The sequence below is a fragment of the Sporosarcina oncorhynchi genome (assembly GCF_033304615.1).
Classification (GTDB): domain Bacteria; phylum Bacillota; class Bacilli; order Bacillales_A; family Planococcaceae; genus Sporosarcina; species Sporosarcina oncorhynchi.
Genome location: NZ_CP129118.1, coordinates 3405433 through 3420089 on the forward strand (window position 1 = coordinate 3405433; position 14657 = coordinate 3420089).

18 protein-coding genes are annotated in these 14657 nt (G+C 42.3%); 8 read left to right on the forward strand and 10 right to left on the reverse strand.

The genetic code is table 11. The features are described from left to right. Positions 1 to 113: 113 nt before the first annotated feature. On the reverse strand, positions 114 to 1004 hold the full coding sequence (locus QWT69_RS16890) for a LysR family transcriptional regulator (RefSeq protein WP_317967681.1): 891 nt from the start codon (positions 1002 to 1004) through the stop codon (positions 114 to 116). A gap of 108 nt (positions 1005 to 1112) precedes the next feature. On the opposite strand from QWT69_RS16890, the gene QWT69_RS16895 reads away from it, so the two are divergent. Beyond that, complete coding sequence (locus QWT69_RS16895) at positions 1113 to 2306, forward strand: coenzyme F420-0:L-glutamate ligase (RefSeq protein WP_317967682.1); 1194 nt, start codon at positions 1113 to 1115, stop codon at positions 2304 to 2306. 47 nt (positions 2307 to 2353) lie between these two features. Further along, positions 2354 to 2497: a hypothetical protein gene (locus tag QWT69_RS16900; protein WP_317967683.1), complete on the forward strand. Its 144-nt coding sequence runs from the start codon at positions 2354 to 2356 to the stop codon at positions 2495 to 2497. A gap of 434 nt (positions 2498 to 2931) precedes the next feature. Here the strand turns inward: QWT69_RS16900 and QWT69_RS16905 are convergent, their stop codons facing one another. The 5 genes from QWT69_RS16905 to QWT69_RS16925 form a co-directional block, all read right to left on the reverse strand. After that, positions 2932 to 3474, reverse strand: coding sequence for a DUF6155 family protein (locus QWT69_RS16905; RefSeq protein ID WP_317967684.1), 543 nt, complete (start codon positions 3472 to 3474; stop codon positions 2932 to 2934). Between the two features lie 128 nt (positions 3475 to 3602). Next, positions 3603 to 4433 carry a MetQ/NlpA family ABC transporter substrate-binding protein gene (locus tag QWT69_RS16910; RefSeq protein ID WP_317967686.1) on the reverse strand — a complete coding sequence of 277 codons (831 nt, stop codon included), beginning with the start codon at positions 4431 to 4433 and terminating at the stop codon, positions 3603 to 3605. Positions 4434 to 4447: 14 nt separating this feature from the next. Then, positions 4448 to 5110, reverse strand: coding sequence for a methionine ABC transporter permease (locus tag QWT69_RS16915; protein ID WP_317967688.1), 663 nt, complete (start codon positions 5108 to 5110; stop codon positions 4448 to 4450). Next, positions 5103 to 5852 carry a methionine ABC transporter ATP-binding protein gene (locus QWT69_RS16920; protein ID WP_317967690.1) on the reverse strand — a complete coding sequence of 250 codons (750 nt, stop codon included), beginning with the start codon at positions 5850 to 5852 and terminating at the stop codon, positions 5103 to 5105. Before QWT69_RS16920 ends, QWT69_RS16915 begins: the two co-directional genes overlap by 8 nt. A gap of 152 nt (positions 5853 to 6004) precedes the next feature. After that, positions 6005 to 6952, reverse strand: a complete 948-nt coding sequence (locus tag QWT69_RS16925; protein WP_317967692.1) for a Gfo/Idh/MocA family protein — start codon at positions 6950 to 6952, stop codon at positions 6005 to 6007. A gap of 182 nt (positions 6953 to 7134) precedes the next feature. Between QWT69_RS16925 and QWT69_RS16930 the strand changes: the two genes are divergently transcribed. Then, the gene (locus QWT69_RS16930; protein WP_317967694.1) at positions 7135 to 7683 is read left to right on the forward strand and encodes a sigma-70 family RNA polymerase sigma factor; all 549 of its coding nucleotides are present in this window, start codon (positions 7135 to 7137) and stop codon (positions 7681 to 7683) included. Next, complete coding sequence (locus tag QWT69_RS16935; protein ID WP_317967696.1) at positions 7667 to 8749, forward strand: DUF4179 domain-containing protein; 1083 nt, start codon at positions 7667 to 7669, stop codon at positions 8747 to 8749. The genes QWT69_RS16930 and QWT69_RS16935 overlap by 17 nt, the downstream gene beginning before the upstream one ends. A gap of 60 nt (positions 8750 to 8809) precedes the next feature. On the opposite strand, the gene QWT69_RS16940 is transcribed toward QWT69_RS16935, so the two are convergent. Both QWT69_RS16940 and QWT69_RS16945 read right to left on the reverse strand, forming a co-directional pair. Further along, positions 8810 to 9973 (reverse strand): hypothetical protein, encoded by a 1164-nt coding sequence (locus tag QWT69_RS16940; protein ID WP_317967698.1) that lies wholly within the window; start codon positions 9971 to 9973, stop codon positions 8810 to 8812. Further along, positions 9966 to 10493 (reverse strand): sigma-70 family RNA polymerase sigma factor, encoded by a 528-nt coding sequence (locus QWT69_RS16945; RefSeq protein ID WP_431312299.1) that lies wholly within the window; start codon positions 10491 to 10493, stop codon positions 9966 to 9968. Before QWT69_RS16945 ends, QWT69_RS16940 begins: the two co-directional genes overlap by 8 nt. Before the next feature lie 207 nt (positions 10494 to 10700). Here QWT69_RS16945 and QWT69_RS16950 point away from each other — a divergent pair, with 207 nt between their 5' ends. Both QWT69_RS16950 and QWT69_RS16955 read left to right on the forward strand, forming a co-directional pair. Next, positions 10701 to 11294 (forward strand): hypothetical protein, encoded by a 594-nt coding sequence (locus QWT69_RS16950; protein ID WP_317967702.1) that lies wholly within the window; start codon positions 10701 to 10703, stop codon positions 11292 to 11294. 73 nt (positions 11295 to 11367) lie between these two features. Further along, positions 11368 to 11718 (forward strand): carboxymuconolactone decarboxylase family protein, encoded by a 351-nt coding sequence (locus tag QWT69_RS16955; RefSeq protein ID WP_317967704.1) that lies wholly within the window; start codon positions 11368 to 11370, stop codon positions 11716 to 11718. A gap of 42 nt (positions 11719 to 11760) precedes the next feature. Here QWT69_RS16955 and QWT69_RS16960 read toward each other — a convergent pair whose 3' ends face one another. Continuing rightward, positions 11761 to 12096 (reverse strand): DUF378 domain-containing protein, encoded by a 336-nt coding sequence (locus QWT69_RS16960; protein ID WP_317967706.1) that lies wholly within the window; start codon positions 12094 to 12096, stop codon positions 11761 to 11763. A gap of 234 nt (positions 12097 to 12330) precedes the next feature. Next, positions 12331 to 12966 carry a DUF4309 domain-containing protein gene (locus QWT69_RS16965; protein WP_317967708.1) on the reverse strand — a complete coding sequence of 212 codons (636 nt, stop codon included), beginning with the start codon at positions 12964 to 12966 and terminating at the stop codon, positions 12331 to 12333. A gap of 178 nt (positions 12967 to 13144) precedes the next feature. Between QWT69_RS16965 and ytvA the strand changes: the two genes are divergently transcribed. Continuing rightward, positions 13145 to 13915 carry a YtvA family blue-light photoreceptor gene (ytvA, locus tag QWT69_RS16970; protein ID WP_317967710.1) on the forward strand — a complete coding sequence of 257 codons (771 nt, stop codon included), beginning with the start codon at positions 13145 to 13147 and terminating at the stop codon, positions 13913 to 13915. Between the two features lie 33 nt (positions 13916 to 13948). Beyond that, on the forward strand, positions 13949 to 14650 hold the full coding sequence (locus QWT69_RS16975; RefSeq protein ID WP_317967712.1) for a YjjG family noncanonical pyrimidine nucleotidase: 702 nt from the start codon (positions 13949 to 13951) through the stop codon (positions 14648 to 14650). Positions 14651 to 14657 lie beyond the last annotated feature (7 nt).

Here is a 14657-nt window from a genome sequence, read left to right on the forward strand (position 1 = left end):
TTTTTATAGGGTTAGTTTAACTGAGAACGCATTGACACTTGCCGTCTTGCCGAAGGATATTTTTTGGCTAGACGGTTTTTTCACTTTACATTAATCCCTTGCATGGATTTCGTCTATTCATCCCATCCCACGACGAGCTCCATAAACTTCGTCGAAGCTGGAGAAAGTGGAACACTTTTCAATGAACACACACCAATGCCGCGGTGCGGAATCTGTTCTATCAACTGCACTTCCTGGAGTACACCACTTTCTAAATACTCCTCTGTAAACTCCCTTGTCACACAGGCAATCCCCATATTGATGCGCGCAAACTCCACGACAAGATCATGGGACCCTAGTTCAAATTCCGGGGAGATTTTCACGCCTTTCGATGCTAAATAATCTTCAACGTATCTCCTTGAATTTGAACTGGGCTCTAAGAGGATGAGGGGAAGCTTAGCCAGTTCATGAAAATCGATTGGTCTGGCCAGTAGTTTCCTGTATTTATCCCCATAGACAAATGTGTCGTGAATATGTAAGAAAGGTCTCACATTCAACGTAGTATCTTGCACGGGTAAATTACAGATGCCGATGTCTACTTCACCCGACTTCAAAAATGAAATCAGTGCATCCGTTGTACCATTTTCGATTTTTAATTTGATATTCGGGTATCGATTACGGAAAGCTTCAAGTTGAGGAAGTAGAACGTGCTTGGAAATTGTATCTCCCACACCGATTCGCAGTTCTCCAGTTGTAAGATTTTTGAATTCAGCAATCTTTTCTTCTCCAATTTCGATTAAATTCATGGCTGAGTTAACATACTCCAACAGAAGACTTCCTTCAGTTGTCGGCGTCACGCCTTTTGGTGTACGATTAAAAAGACGCGTATCCAGCTCCCGTTCAAGCTGCATGATTGATTGGCTGACAGCCGGTTGTGTCATAAATAACGCCTTGGCAGCGCGTGAAAAGCTTTCATTCTTCCCGACAATACTGAATACACGATAAAGATCAAGTTTACTTACCATATAAACACCCCTTATACCCATCATTAGAACTATTAATTTTACTTATACCATTAACAAGACGTATAGTACAAGTAGATGGTCATTAAAATAGCGTTAGGAGCGATTCATGTGGAACGAGTAGTTGGAACAGTTGTTAGAGGTTTACGTTGCCCCATTATCAATAAAGGGGATAATATCGAACAAATCGTTGTAGATAGCGTACTAAAGGCTTCAGAAGTTGAAGGCATCACTATCAATGACAAAGATATCGTTACCGTCACAGAATCCATCGTTGCGCGCGCGCAAGGAAACTACGCAAACATCGATCATATTGCAAAAGACGTTCAAGCAAAATTCGGCGACGACACAATTGGTGTCATATTCCCGATTTTAAGCCGTAACCGCTTTGCAATTTGCCTACGCGGTATTGCAAAAGGTGCAGCAAAGAAAATTGTTTTAATGCTCAGCTATCCATCCGATGAAGTCGGGAATCATCTGGTCGACATTGATACACTTGACGAAAAAGGCGTTAACCCTTGGACAGACGTGTTGAATGAAGAACAGTTCCGCAATCATTTCGGATATGGTAAACATACATTTACGGGTGTAGATTACATCGACTATTATAAATCCATCGTTGAAGAATACGGTATCGAATGTGAAGTCATCTTCTCGAACAATGCAAAAACGATTCTTGATTACACAAAAAATGTACTGACATGTGATATCCATACACGCGTCAGAACTAAGCGTATTCTAGAAGCAAACGGCGGCGAAAAGATCTACAGCCTTGATAACATTCTGTCCACGTCAATCGACGGCAGCGGTTATAATGAAGCGTTCGGTCTACTTGGCTCCAACAAAGCAACGGAAGACAGCATCAAGCTGTTCCCACGCAACTGCCAACCTGTCGTTGACAATATTCAAGCTATGCTACAAGAAAAGACAGGCAAAACAGTTGAAGTTATGGTCTATGGTGACGGCGCATTTAAAGATCCCGTCGGTAAAATCTGGGAGCTCGCAGATCCCGTCGTATCACCAGCTTACACTGCAGGCCTTGATGGCACACCAAATGAAATCAAACTCAAATACTTGGCAGACAACAACTTTGCTGAGCTACGCGGCGACGATTTGAAAAAAGCGATCAACGACTTCATCGAAAACAAAGAAGACGATCTCGTCGGCGCCATGGAATCCCAAGGAACAACTCCACGTAAACTGACTGACCTCATCGGTTCCCTATCCGATCTGACATCAGGAAGCGGCGACAAAGGAACACCCATCGTATTCATCCAAGGATACTTTGATAACTTTACGAAATAAGTTGTGTTGGCCCCTCATCATGTGCGTGTGATGAGGGGGTTTTTTGTATGGGACGGATTGTTGATCGTTTCGGGCGAGAGCTGGGGGTTTACGAGCGCGGGGTCATGGTTGAGCGGTTTTTGCACGATGTTGAGCGGATTTGGCCGATGGTTGAGCGGTTTCTGCACGATGTTGAGCGGATTTGGCCGTAAGTTGAGCGCTTTGTCGGCGAGGTTGAGCGGATTTGAACGTAGGTTGAGCGGTTTGTCGGCGAGGTTGAGCGGATTTGAACGTAAGTTGAGCGGTTTGCCGACGAGGTTGAGCGGATTTGAACGTAAGTTGAGCGGTTTGTCGGCGAAGGGCCCAGGGTTACGAGCGCTGACCGAGTGATTACGGGCGCAGGGGCAGCGATACGGTCAAGGTACTCAACTTCTATTATTATGAAGATAAATAGTGGGTTAGTTATCATCTCGATTTGTCATATCCGTTAAGAAGTAAAGATCACTATATTCAAGAGTATAATAGATTTAGATATGAACAACTCATTGGGAATGCAACAATAGAACGAGTAAACATTTTCGAGCTCTATCCAAAGCTGAAATGGTAATCTCACCTTCTCAATACTTAAAAGCCACTAGTCGGTGCTTTATTCTTCTTCTAACCAACTAAGCGAGTAATACAGATCAGACAATCCATCGTGATAACCCCAACCTACACCGCCACTCTCTTCGACTACATCGTATAAGCGCTCAGTAAATTCCATATATAACTGTTCGTCATCCTCGCAAGCTTCCACTACTTTTTCAAACACTGATAGCAAGCTATTATAGAATGCCATATCTATATCGCCGTAAGTATTTGTGAATTCTGTCCCAATCTCAACGTAATACAGCATTAGGTCGGTTGTTTTCACTATATCCCCAGTCTTTTTCTTAAAGTCACTTATCGCCTTCTTGGCTACCGACAGTCGTATTTTAGCATGTCCTTTTGCAGGGAAAAATTCATTCTTGATTTCTACTTGTGCTTTTTCAAAAAGTACTTGAACGGCCGTCTCTCCCATTATTATAATTGAGAAATAATCTTGCACAGGCTTATTGGCTTTATAGAGTTCCATGATAATTGCAGTTAACTCTTTTTCATCTAGATCTTTTAAATATTTTTTGACATCTGTGACTTTCAATTTTGCCATGACTACCTTCCTTTCAAATTTCCATTCAAGATACCTATTTTCAGCTTATCATAATTTTAAATGAATCCTTCACGTCGTGAAAGCATAAAGAAAAGCCATTCAGTTTCGAATGGCTCTTTCTTTACCGATTACTCAAACGCCGGAATGGCTGTCTCATCATAATTCTCTTCTAAGAACTTGCGTACATCTTCACTTGTCATCACTTCAGCCAACTTTTGAATCGGCTCCCAGTCTTTATTGTCTTCACGGGCAATCAAAGTAATGGCGAAGTCGTTTTCGACGCCTTCAGTTAGCAACGCGTCGCTTTTCGGTGTCAAACCTAGTGGAGCAGCGTATGCCGGTGTCATAACAACAGCGTCCGCATCGTCATACATACGTGCAAGCATGAGCAGGTCGACTTCTTTGAACTGATAGTCTTTCGGATTGTCAATTACGTCTGCTTTCGTGTAATACGTACCTGTCTTATCTTGTAGCTCAATCACACCTTGTTGCGCCAACAATGCCAATGAACGGTCGATATTCGAGACGTCATTTGCCATCGCGATCACAGCACCTTCAGGCAATTCTTCCATGGACGAATACTCTTTTGCATACACACCATAGTTCGCGAAATAGATCGGTGTGATTGGGACCAGGTTCGCATCATTATTACGGTTGAACTCCTCCATATACGGAACGTGTTGGAAGAAGTTTGCATCTACTTCTTTCGCAGCAAGTGCTGTGTTCGGCTGAACGTTATCGCCCAAGACGATCATTTCCAGGTCAATTCCTTCTTCAGCCAGTTTCGGCTTCACAAGTTCAAGGATTTCCGTCATCGGTGGGATCAATGAAGCGACTTTCAACGTTACGCGCTCATCGGTCGTAACATCCGCTTTATCCGAATCCTTCACTTCTTTATCTTTTCCGCATGCTGATAAAACCAACATAAGCATCGCAGTAATCATAACGAACTTCTTCATTTTATTTCCTCCTATTATCTCTTATCTATCAATCGTGCAACAGTCGTCCCAGTAAATTGGATGAGCTGCACGAGGATGACCATAATGAGGATCATATACATCATCAGATCCGTTTTGAATTGCTGGTAGCCGTACCGGATGGCAAAATCGCCGATTCCGCCGCCACCGACAACACCCATAATTGTCGAATATGAGATGAAACTAATAATCGACGTCGTCAAGCCGAGGACAAGTCCTGAACGTGCTTCGACGAATAAAAACTTGAATATTATTTCCTTTGCTGAAGCACCCATTGAAACAGACGCTTCAAGTACCCCTCTTGGAACGTCTAATAAAGACTGTTCGACCAATCGGGAATAATGTGCAATGGCGATGATCGATAATGGAACGGTTGCTGCTGCTGTTCCTATCGCAGTGCCAATCACCAATCGCGTAAACGGAATTAAAAAGACGACGAGCAATAAAAACGGGAATGATCGAATAACGTTGACTATCAAGTTGAGAACTGAAAAGACAACTGGATTGTCAAAGAGCTGGCCTTTTCTGCAGAGGAAAAGCAATGTCCCAACAGGAAGTCCAATGATTACAGCTGCCAGAATTGACACGCCAACCATGATGAACGTTTCTCCGATCGACTGCCAGATCTCCATTTGATACTGCACTAAAATCTCAGGCATTATACGATTCACCGTCCTCGGTCAACTGTTTGACAAAACTTGCAGGATTTCCGTCAGTGACCCGGATTCCTTGCGGCTCTATCGACAATGTCTCATACACTTGTCCCTCTGCCATGACCGTTACGCGATTACAAATGCTTTTGATGACTTCCATTTCGTGACTAACAATGACAATCGTTACACCAAAGGTTTTATTCACATCTCGTAACACGCCTAGAATTTCCGCTGTTGTATTTGGATCGAGTGAAGACGTTGGTTCATCACACAGCAGCACTTGCGGGTTATTCGCCAAAGCCCGCGCAATCGCGACACGTTGCTTTTGACCACCACTCAATTGAGCAGGATACTTGTCCGTGTAATTGGCGAGCCCGACAAATTGCAGGCATTCCTGCACCCGTTCACGACGTTTGTGTTTCGGATACTTTGCCAATTCCAATGAAACGGAGACATTCTCATAGACGGTTTTATTGGCGACTAAGTTAAAATGCTGAAAAATCATGCCAATCGATTTTCTCGCTTCCCGCAACTCTCTACCGGCCAGACTTGTTAGTACGCGTCCATCGATTACCACTTCTCCGGCATCAGGGATTTCTAACAGATTCATGAGTCGTAATAGCGTAGATTTGCCTGCACCGCTCGCTCCGATTATGCCGTGTATCTCCTTTTCAGCGATTGATAATGTAACAGATTGAACTGCCTGGAACTCCGAAAAAGATTTACTGACGTTATGGATATTAATCATAAAAAATCCCCTTTCTATCAATTGAAGGGTGATTCTACCGTTTTTCATTATAACGCACGCATTGCTTACTGTCATCCTTTGGGTGAAACCAACCATTGAAAAGACTAGTACAGGAAACGCCCAACTGTACTAGTCTAATTTTTCTGCCTTATTTAACTTTGCTTACGAAGTGCTTCTAGAATTGCTTGAGCGCGGTAGCCAACTTCAAAATCGTAGATCTGCGCCTCTTCCCCGTGGATCGCTTTCACCAATTCATCAATCAGCTTATTCGGCAACATGTCCCCAAGTGGCATCAATGCAAGATCTTCACCTGTTCTCCCTCCACGCAAATCGCCCCAGTTTTCAATGGAAAGAACGCCTTCTGTCCCGTATGCCGTGAATCCGATATGCTCACGCCCCGCAACCTGGCTAATTCCCTCAATTAATACCGGTGTGCCATCCGCTAACTCAGCGGTTGCAATGATTCCAGTTTCACAGCTATTCGGATTGTCCGGAAATTCCAAACAGCTCTGTATATTGGTCAGATCACCGAATAACTTCAATGTCTGCTGGATGAAATGAACCCCAACTTCAAGAACAAATCCACCTTGTTCTCGCTCCCCTACCCACTCATTTTGCTGCCACGCACGCGGCCATTGAGGGAAATACATGGACAGCTGCAACCGGCGTAACTTCCCGATATATCCTTCGTCAATCAGTGCAGAAAACTTCGTCGCTGCCTCGCCGTAATTCAGCGGGAAGTTCATGGCGTGCACAACGTGCGCTTCTTTTGCCGCCTGCGCCATCTCTGCTGCTTCATCAAGCGAGTTTGCCAAAGGCTTTTCACAAAGCACATGCTTCTTAGCCTTAAGTACATCCATTACAATCCCATGATGAAATTTCGGCGGGACGGCCACATAGACAAGGTCCACTTTCTCATCGGCAATTAACTGCTGATGATTCGTATAAACGTGAACATCTCCAAGTTTTTCAGCCGTCTCCCTCACAAGTGCTTCTGATAGATCACAAACCGCCGCAATCGATACGTCAGGATGTTCTTTGAATTGATGGATCAGACGTTGACCAATTGCCCCTAACCCGATGATTCCAATATGTATCATACTGACTCCCCCTTTTTTTCTATCCTACTACACGTCAAGGGAGCTGTCATGGGGAAGTGTTACACTTGTAGCTATAGATTTTTTATTTAAATTCAACAAAAAGCAAACAGTTGCGAAAAAAGCGTAATCCTTTTCGTTATATAGAGTGTAAGGGCCTTTACAAAGAATTGAAGGAGCTCAAAATGAAAACAACTAATACGAATTTTATCCGACGTCTCCAGTCAGGGAAAGAAGACGCCTTAGATTATATTATTGACGAATACTTACCACTTATAAAAAGCGTCGTTCAACAAGTGCTGAGGCCGCTTCAACAGGAAGAACTGATTGATGAATGTGTCAATGATGCCTTTCTAGCCATTTGGCAAAACGCAAAGAAATTCCGTGACAATGATGCAAATTCATTTAAAAACTGGATTTGTGCGATCGCCAAATATAAGGCCATTGATTATTTCAGAAGAGAAGTGAAGAATGCTGAAATTGCAACGGAGATTCTTGATATCCCGGTAGATGCTACATCGAAATTACACACACAAGAAGAGGTTGATGCATTACTCAGACAGCTGGATCCAACCGATCGGAATATATTTATCCTGCGTTATCTATTAGGATTTAACTCTACAGAGATCGCGGAGAAACTGGAAATGAGCAAGTCTGCCATCGACAATAGGATTTACAGAGGAAAGAAGAAGCTTCGGACAAATGGGAGGTTTTTGTATGAAGGACATATATGATTATTTGAATGATGTGGATATGGACGTTAGCCAACTTGAACAGGGCACTGCTACTGATATGGAAAAAAAGAAAGTGAAAATGGCTTTATCGAAGAGAATCAAAACACATAAACCGCCACGATGGAAAAAAGCATTGACGGCAGCTTCCGCTTCAATCGGGATTTCGGCCGCTGCATTGTTCGGTCTATCATTCACAACGTTTGCTGAAGAAATTCCGATTATCGGTAATGTCTTTAAATTGTTCAACGGAGACGGTCTCTATGAAACATATGGAGATCATTCAGCAAAGTTGCTTCTATCAGAAGAGGATAACGGCATCCGTATAACGATGGATGAGGTTATCTTTGACGGGAAAGCTTTATATCTCGCTTACACGATTGAGAGCGATAAAGATCTAGGGGAGTCTCCAACAATTGAAGGGATGCCGTACATCCAAGATTCGGACGAACATATTTATGGATCCTCTACTGATATCATTCGAAGCAGTGGAAATAAATACGTAGGAATGACGACTGGAGAGCTGATGTCGACGAGCGGAATAGACGAAGGAAGCTTTGAACTTGCGATTAAAGGGATTATTCCGGATCCCTCTTTAAATATGGAAACCATTACAGGCGATTGGGCATTCCAATTCGAGCTGCAGGCGACTGAGAATAAGGAACAAATCGTCGACATCACCAACGAGCAGAATGGTGTGACGATTGCCATGGACAAAGTCGTTTACACTCCGATGTCATTCCTGTTGTACTATGACGAAATCCTTTCGAATGACGTCATGGGAAACTGGGATTTCATTACCATGCGACTTGTCGTAAAAGATAATTTAGGAAATGAATATACAAACAAACATAATGGTGGATATAGTAACTCATCCCATCTCCTTCACCATACAAATACGTTTGAAATGCTGCATCCCGAAGCAAAAAAACTGATTATCACACCAACTGTTGAATTTTCGGATGGTGATACAATCCATGAATATGGAGCCATCAGTAGAAGTGAAAACAGCACGGCCCCTATGGAAGAGTTTGTGATGGAAGACATTATTATTACGATTGATAAGTGAATGCAGTACCCCCTATCGGCTATTTTTAGCTATTAGGGGGTTTTTGAAAGAGCAATAAATTCAATTGTCGAACGCATTTACATCAACTAAATACATCGAGCGATCCTCTCCTTCACCATTCAAAACTAACGTTCCTTTATCCGTAAACCTCGGCTTCACAAGGCGTTCTTTTATATGGTTCAAGTAGGGCAATGGCTCAACTTTATCGTTGTCAATAGCAAACAACTTCACTGTATTGGAATTCTTTACGGGTATGCTAAGCGCCAAATAGTTCTCATAGATGGCGTAAGCATCGAACTCAGGGACTTCAATCTCATAGAATTGTCCATCTTCCAAATTGATATAGCCTAGAGTTGTGGATGACTTATCTTCATTGGACAGACTAGCATACACTTTGTTATCTGTAATCGTGACATTTTCGGCTCTTTCGTATGGAAGCGTATAGATTCCAATTTGCAAGTTCTTTTCTAGATCGTAGATTGTAAATGAAACACCGCCACCGGCTTTCTTGTTCACCCTTTCGGAAATAGCTAGCTTTCCATCATTAATGCCCGGATAACTGTTTGAACCTTCACCGGAACTCCCGTGAATCAGTGTTTTCTTAAATGTATGCAAATCAAACTGTTCATATCTCATAGTTCCATCATGAGATGCCATGTAGATTAACCGATTTCCTACAATTTGCAGAAAACCAAAAGTATTGATTTCTTTAATTTCTCCATTCAACCGATTTAATATATGGGTTGACTTCCCAGCATAGTCCCAAACAATCCAATCTTCATTTGCAGCTACAGAAACACCCGGTATCTGCGATTCACCCTTTGAATTTACTAGTGTTTGTGTTGTGTTAGAACCAACTGAAAACGTGTAAATTCCTTTACCATCTGTGTAAATCAATTCGTTTGTATTGTCCACGAAAACTGCATTTATTAAATCCGGATAATTTCCGTCCCTAATCGTCACCTGTTGAATGGCATTGGAAATATTCACTTCCTGACTAGCATGTTGCTGAAGTTCCTGTTGCACATATGGAAAAGCCATAAACCCTGCCAATCCGATAACTGCAACAGAAGTAATAATAGGTTTAACAATAGGTTTGGGGGATGGTTGCTTAGTTTCGATCCTTTTATGCGCTTCTTGTAATATGGCATTTTTCTTTTCTTCGTCTAGCATGATATTCACTGGAACAGATGCATCCAAATCTTGTTTTAATTCTCTACGCAAAGTCTTTTCCCTCCTCAATCGCAATCTTGGCCAGTTTTCTTCCACGTACTAGGCGTGTCTTGATTGTATTCGGTGAACACTCCAACACCTCTCCTATTTCAACGACCGAGAGCTCCGCAAAATAATATAACCAAATTACTTCACGATATTTTAGAGGGAGTGTTTCAACTAGTTCTGCCAACTTAGTTTCTGATTCCCTTTGAATCAATTTCTCTTCAGGCGATTTTCTATTCACAAGTAAATGACCCAGCAAGTTCGAAAACTCGATTTTCCGATAAGCCCAGCTTTGAAAGTAGTTATGGCATTCATTGACCGCTATCCGATACAAATAAGTCTTCAACGATGAGCGACCTTCAAACTTCTCCATATTTATGTAGTAGCGAATAAACACTTCTTGAACAACGTCCTCCGCCTTTTTTTCATCTTTGACAATTGCGTATACAAGTCGTAGTAGATAGTCGCCATACGTATCCATTGCTTCACATAATCGTTCATCACGAAATTGTTTTTTCAACACCATGCCTCCTTTCACTTACTTGTTAGACAAAACTACAGAGCGACTGGTTTCATTTTACTCTAGTGAAAAAGAATTTTAACGATTAAATTACTTATAAGTTTTAGAATGCCATTTCCTGTTCTTCAATAGGATTAATTCAGATTGAACAACTTCCAAAGAGGGTATTCTAAATACGATATTTTCTTCTTTTTGATTCTGACGGGATGGTGAATGAATGTGTTTGGTTTAGCCGACTTGGGATCTTTAATTATCTCCGGATTTATCATATTACCTGTCGTTATCTTTATACGAGAGACTGGTTATTTAATTGTGAGTTGGCTTTTCGGTGTCGTCCGACCGAGGATTACAATCGGGTCGGGACCGCGGCTATTTTCCATTGGCATGATTGATGTACGGAAATACTACCATCTCTACAGCTGGTTTTCATATGATGATTTGAAACGTAAAAGTAAGTTCGCCTATATTTGTATCTATGCTGGCCCCATCGCAGCGAACCTGATTGTGGCGGTTGTCATTAATGCGCTTATTGCAAATGATCTTGTTGGAAATTTTGCGACGTTTTGGAACCGATTTATCTTTTATGGATTTTATTATGTACTGCTGGATGCCATTCCTATGATAATGGTCGATGGTAAACCGAATAACGGAATGATCATTTATGAAATGATCCGTTATGGCAAACGCGTCGATCATAATACGGAACCGTTTCTTCCTTCAACGACGGAGGTGGATGAAGAATACGAAGAAGAGATGGAACAAATTAAAGAAAAAATTATTGAACGGGAAGCGGATCGGGACGATTGAGTATTTTCCCTAAACTGATATGCATGCCTTTCTACTTGTAGTAAATACTATTCACGAACAGGAGGGATAGTATATGGAGGATCATACGTATACAGAAGTGGTTTTGCAGGAGTACAAAGTAGGAATGGGTGCATTTGCGGAGAAACTGCCTTCAGTGGCAAGCGCTTTTCATTCTTTCACAGAGACTTGTTTCGAGGACGGTAAGCTTGATCAGAAACAGAAGCAGCTGATTGCACTTGCGATTAGTGTCTATGCCCATAATGAATATTGCATCGTCTTCCATACGAAAGGTTGCCTCGATGCGGGTTGCAGTGAAGAAGAAATGATGGAGTCAATTGGTGTCGCCGCAGCTTTAGGTGGCGGTTCTGCAATGAGCCATGGCGTGACGGTGTGGCAAGATGCAATTGAAGGATTTTCAGAATGAAAAGACAGCCGCCTAGAATCTAGGTGGCTGTTTTCAAAGTGATCATTTCGGTTCTTCATTCCGCTTATCCCTTTTACGCTTTGCGGCCTCCCGCTCTTTCCGAAAATCAGGTTCTTCGCCAAACTCGGTACGCAGATCGCCGTCAGTATAACGTGTATGCGTATCTGTGACCACGTCCATCTCCTCACTCGGTTTAAACAATAACCCGAGACAGGCAAGGCCGCTTAACCCGACAAGCCCATAGACGATCCTAGATAGGATTGCCCCTTGACCGCCGAATAATGTTGCGACAAGATCAAATTTAAAAAAGCCGATCAATCCCCAGTTCAGCGCTCCGATAATCACAAGAGCGAGTGCAATCCGTGAAATCATACTCATGTATGAACTCCTCCTTCAATTGGTAAATACTTGAACCCTTCATTACCTCAGTCAAACGGTTTCACGTCCACTTTGCCGTCCCATTGCCCGGTGGCCGTAATGCATCATTTACACATGTCGGTAATTGCATCGATTCCTTCTTATCTTTTGCTAAAAGCGAAGTTTAATACATAAAGATTTCCGGTATTCATTATTCATAAAAGAAGTGTGAAAACCATTTTCGGCGCTTGTGGTTTATGAATGTTTTTTCAAGTTTACATGATCTGCCTTTCCATCCGTTCCCATGATGATCTGCAATTCAAAATCTCCGAACCGGTAACTGTAATTCTGTTCCTCTGTCTCAGGAATGAGACGCAATTCGTCAGGCTGACCCAATTGTTCTGTCAAGTCCTCCTCTGTAATGCCACCCAGATTGGTTTGTCTTTCCACATTCGTACCGAAATAACGTGCCTCTTTCAATATCCCTTTTTCATCATAAGCCAAGTCATACGACGCGTTGCCCATAGAACCATGGTAGTGATCAAACTCATCTTGCTCTTCGGGTTCTCCAATTTTCTTTGTAATTTCTTTCCTCGTTGAATGACCGACACGAATACCATTTGCCAGCCTATATACTTCACCGTTCACAGCACTGTCAGCTAAACCATTTAACGTATCAAGTGCCATCTGTTTCTGCTCTTGGGCAACAGGCGATGATTCGCCTTGGCTATTCTCATCGATTTCAACATCATCTGAAGGATTTTCACTTTGCGGTTCTTCTGTAGATGTGTTAATTTTACTATCCGTTTTTTCTAATTCGTCTTTCGTGTCAGAACATGCCGCCAGTAGCAAAGCCGCTGCAACTGTGACGAGCAACTTACATTTATTCATAAAGAGCCATCCCCTTTTCTACTCGTTTTTCTATTGTTATTAATTTCCCCCTCCGTTGATTATAAAACATTTTTTCCCAATTGAAAACAGGCGGAGAATCTTCCAGTGACTGACAGTCCAGTCGTGTTTATGCTACGATACGTGTAACGTAAATGTTAGAGGACAGGATGTGTATTGCATGAACAAACTACCCGATTCGATACAAGTGGAATTATTGACAGCGATGTTGGATGGTAGCCAAGTTGCGGCACTAGTGACAGATCCATCTCAATCCGATAACCCCATTATCTTTGCTAATCAAACATTCGAGAAACTTACGGGATATTCAATGGATGAAACAGTCGGACGAAACTGCAGATTCCTCCAAGGGGAATCGACAGATACTGCTTCTATCGAGATAATTCGGAACGCTATTACTGACAAGCGTCCGGTTATGATGACGTTACTTAACTATAAGAAAGATGGAACTCCTTTTTGGAACCGTCTCTCCATTAAACCGCTTGAAATACAAGGTAAATTGTTTTTCATCGGCACACAAACAGATGTATCCTTAGTGCAAATACAACAGAAAAAAATCTATGAAAAAGAGCAGGAAATCGAACAACTTACCGTGCCCATTTTGATGATTCAGCAAAATCTTGCTGCTATTTCGCTGATTGGGCGAATGAGTCATGAACGCGTAGAGTCCCTTTGTAAAAAATTAAGTGAGTTTGTCGAGCGGGAACCCGTAGACAATATTGTCATCGACATTTCGGGGCTCGTCTGGGAGGAGTCTTCCTCATTAGGCGGCTTGCACATTGTGCAGAATGTCCTTAAACTAATGGGGACGCAGCTTTATGTCACAGGCATTTCACCGAAGATTGCACAATCATTGGCAATGGGCGGGGAATCGGGTGATCAATTGACGACCTTTGCCACTATTCGTCATGCCATTGAAAATATAAAGTGAACAGAGTTATAGACTAGTCAGGAGATGCACGCATTGAAATACGATGTTTTATTATTTGATTTAGACGATACATTAATGGATTTTGGGGAAACGGAAAAGAATGCATTTACAAATGTATTCACAACAAACGGCTTTCCAGACGGGTTGGCAGATTACAGAAAGACGTATAGAGCAATCAGCACGGTGCTTTGGGAAGACTTAGAACAAGGCAGAACAACGCTCGCCGATCTTAAAACAGAACGGTTCAGACGATTGTTTTTAGAGCATGGCTTGGAAATAGATGCAGAAGTATTCGGACAAACGTATCTTGATAACCTTGGAAAAGAAATTCATCTCATTGAAGGGGTTTCGGAAGTGATTGAGAACCTTTCAGAAGCTAGAATTGCACTTCTTACAAACGGTTTCAAGGATGTTCAGCACGCCCGCATGGCCCATTCAGGACTTAAAAATTATTTCGAAGCGATTTTCACTTCGGAAGAGATCGGCTACAACAAGCCACGGCCTGAAATCTTCGAGCATGTTTTCCAGGCTATGCAGCTTACGGACAAATCCCGCGTCTTAATGATCGGCGACTCGCTTACTTCTGATATCCAAGGTGGCAACAACTTTGGTATTGATACATGCTGGTATAACCCTGAGCGGAAAAAGAATGAAAGTTCAGCCAAGCCAACGTATGAAATTCATCATTGGCATGAGTTTCAACAAGTTGTCATGCAAACGGTCACGTCCAATTGAATGGACA

Bases quoted from the DNA above. Each gene is read 5' to 3' on its own strand.
- QWT69_RS16890 (WP_317967681.1), bottom strand. From the start codon at position 1,004: ATGGTAAGTAAACTTGATCTTTATCGTGTATTCAGTATTGTCGGGAAG.
- QWT69_RS16920 (WP_317967690.1), bottom strand. From the start codon at position 5,852: ATGATTAATATCCATAACGTCAGTAAATCTTTTTCGGAGTTCCAGGCA.
- QWT69_RS16905 (WP_317967684.1), bottom strand. From the start codon at position 3,474: ATGGCAAAATTGAAAGTCACAGATGTCAAAAAATATTTAAAAGATCTA.
- QWT69_RS16935 (WP_317967696.1), top strand. From the start codon at position 7,667: ATGAAGGACATATATGATTATTTGAATGATGTGGATATGGACGTTAGC.
- QWT69_RS16960 (WP_317967706.1), bottom strand. From the start codon at position 12,096: ATGAGTATGATTTCACGGATTGCACTCGCTCTTGTGATTATCGGAGCG.
- QWT69_RS16965 (WP_317967708.1), bottom strand. From the start codon at position 12,966: ATGAATAAATGTAAGTTGCTCGTCACAGTTGCAGCGGCTTTGCTACTG.
- QWT69_RS16910 (WP_317967686.1), bottom strand. From the start codon at position 4,433: ATGAAGAAGTTCGTTATGATTACTGCGATGCTTATGTTGGTTTTATCA.
- QWT69_RS16900 (WP_317967683.1), top strand. From the start codon at position 2,354: ATGGGACGGATTGTTGATCGTTTCGGGCGAGAGCTGGGGGTTTACGAG.
- QWT69_RS16955 (WP_317967704.1), top strand. From the start codon at position 11,368: ATGGAGGATCATACGTATACAGAAGTGGTTTTGCAGGAGTACAAAGTA.
- QWT69_RS16925 (WP_317967692.1), bottom strand. From the start codon at position 6,952: ATGATACATATTGGAATCATCGGGTTAGGGGCAATTGGTCAACGTCTG.
- ytvA (WP_317967710.1), top strand. From the start codon at position 13,145: ATGAACAAACTACCCGATTCGATACAAGTGGAATTATTGACAGCGATG.
- QWT69_RS16930 (WP_317967694.1), top strand. From the start codon at position 7,135: ATGAAAACAACTAATACGAATTTTATCCGACGTCTCCAGTCAGGGAAA.
- QWT69_RS16945 (WP_431312299.1), bottom strand. From the start codon at position 10,493: ATGGTGTTGAAAAAACAATTTCGTGATGAACGATTATGTGAAGCAATG.
- QWT69_RS16915 (WP_317967688.1), bottom strand. From the start codon at position 5,110: ATGCCTGAGATTTTAGTGCAGTATCAAATGGAGATCTGGCAGTCGATC.
- QWT69_RS16950 (WP_317967702.1), top strand. From the start codon at position 10,701: ATGAATGTGTTTGGTTTAGCCGACTTGGGATCTTTAATTATCTCCGGA.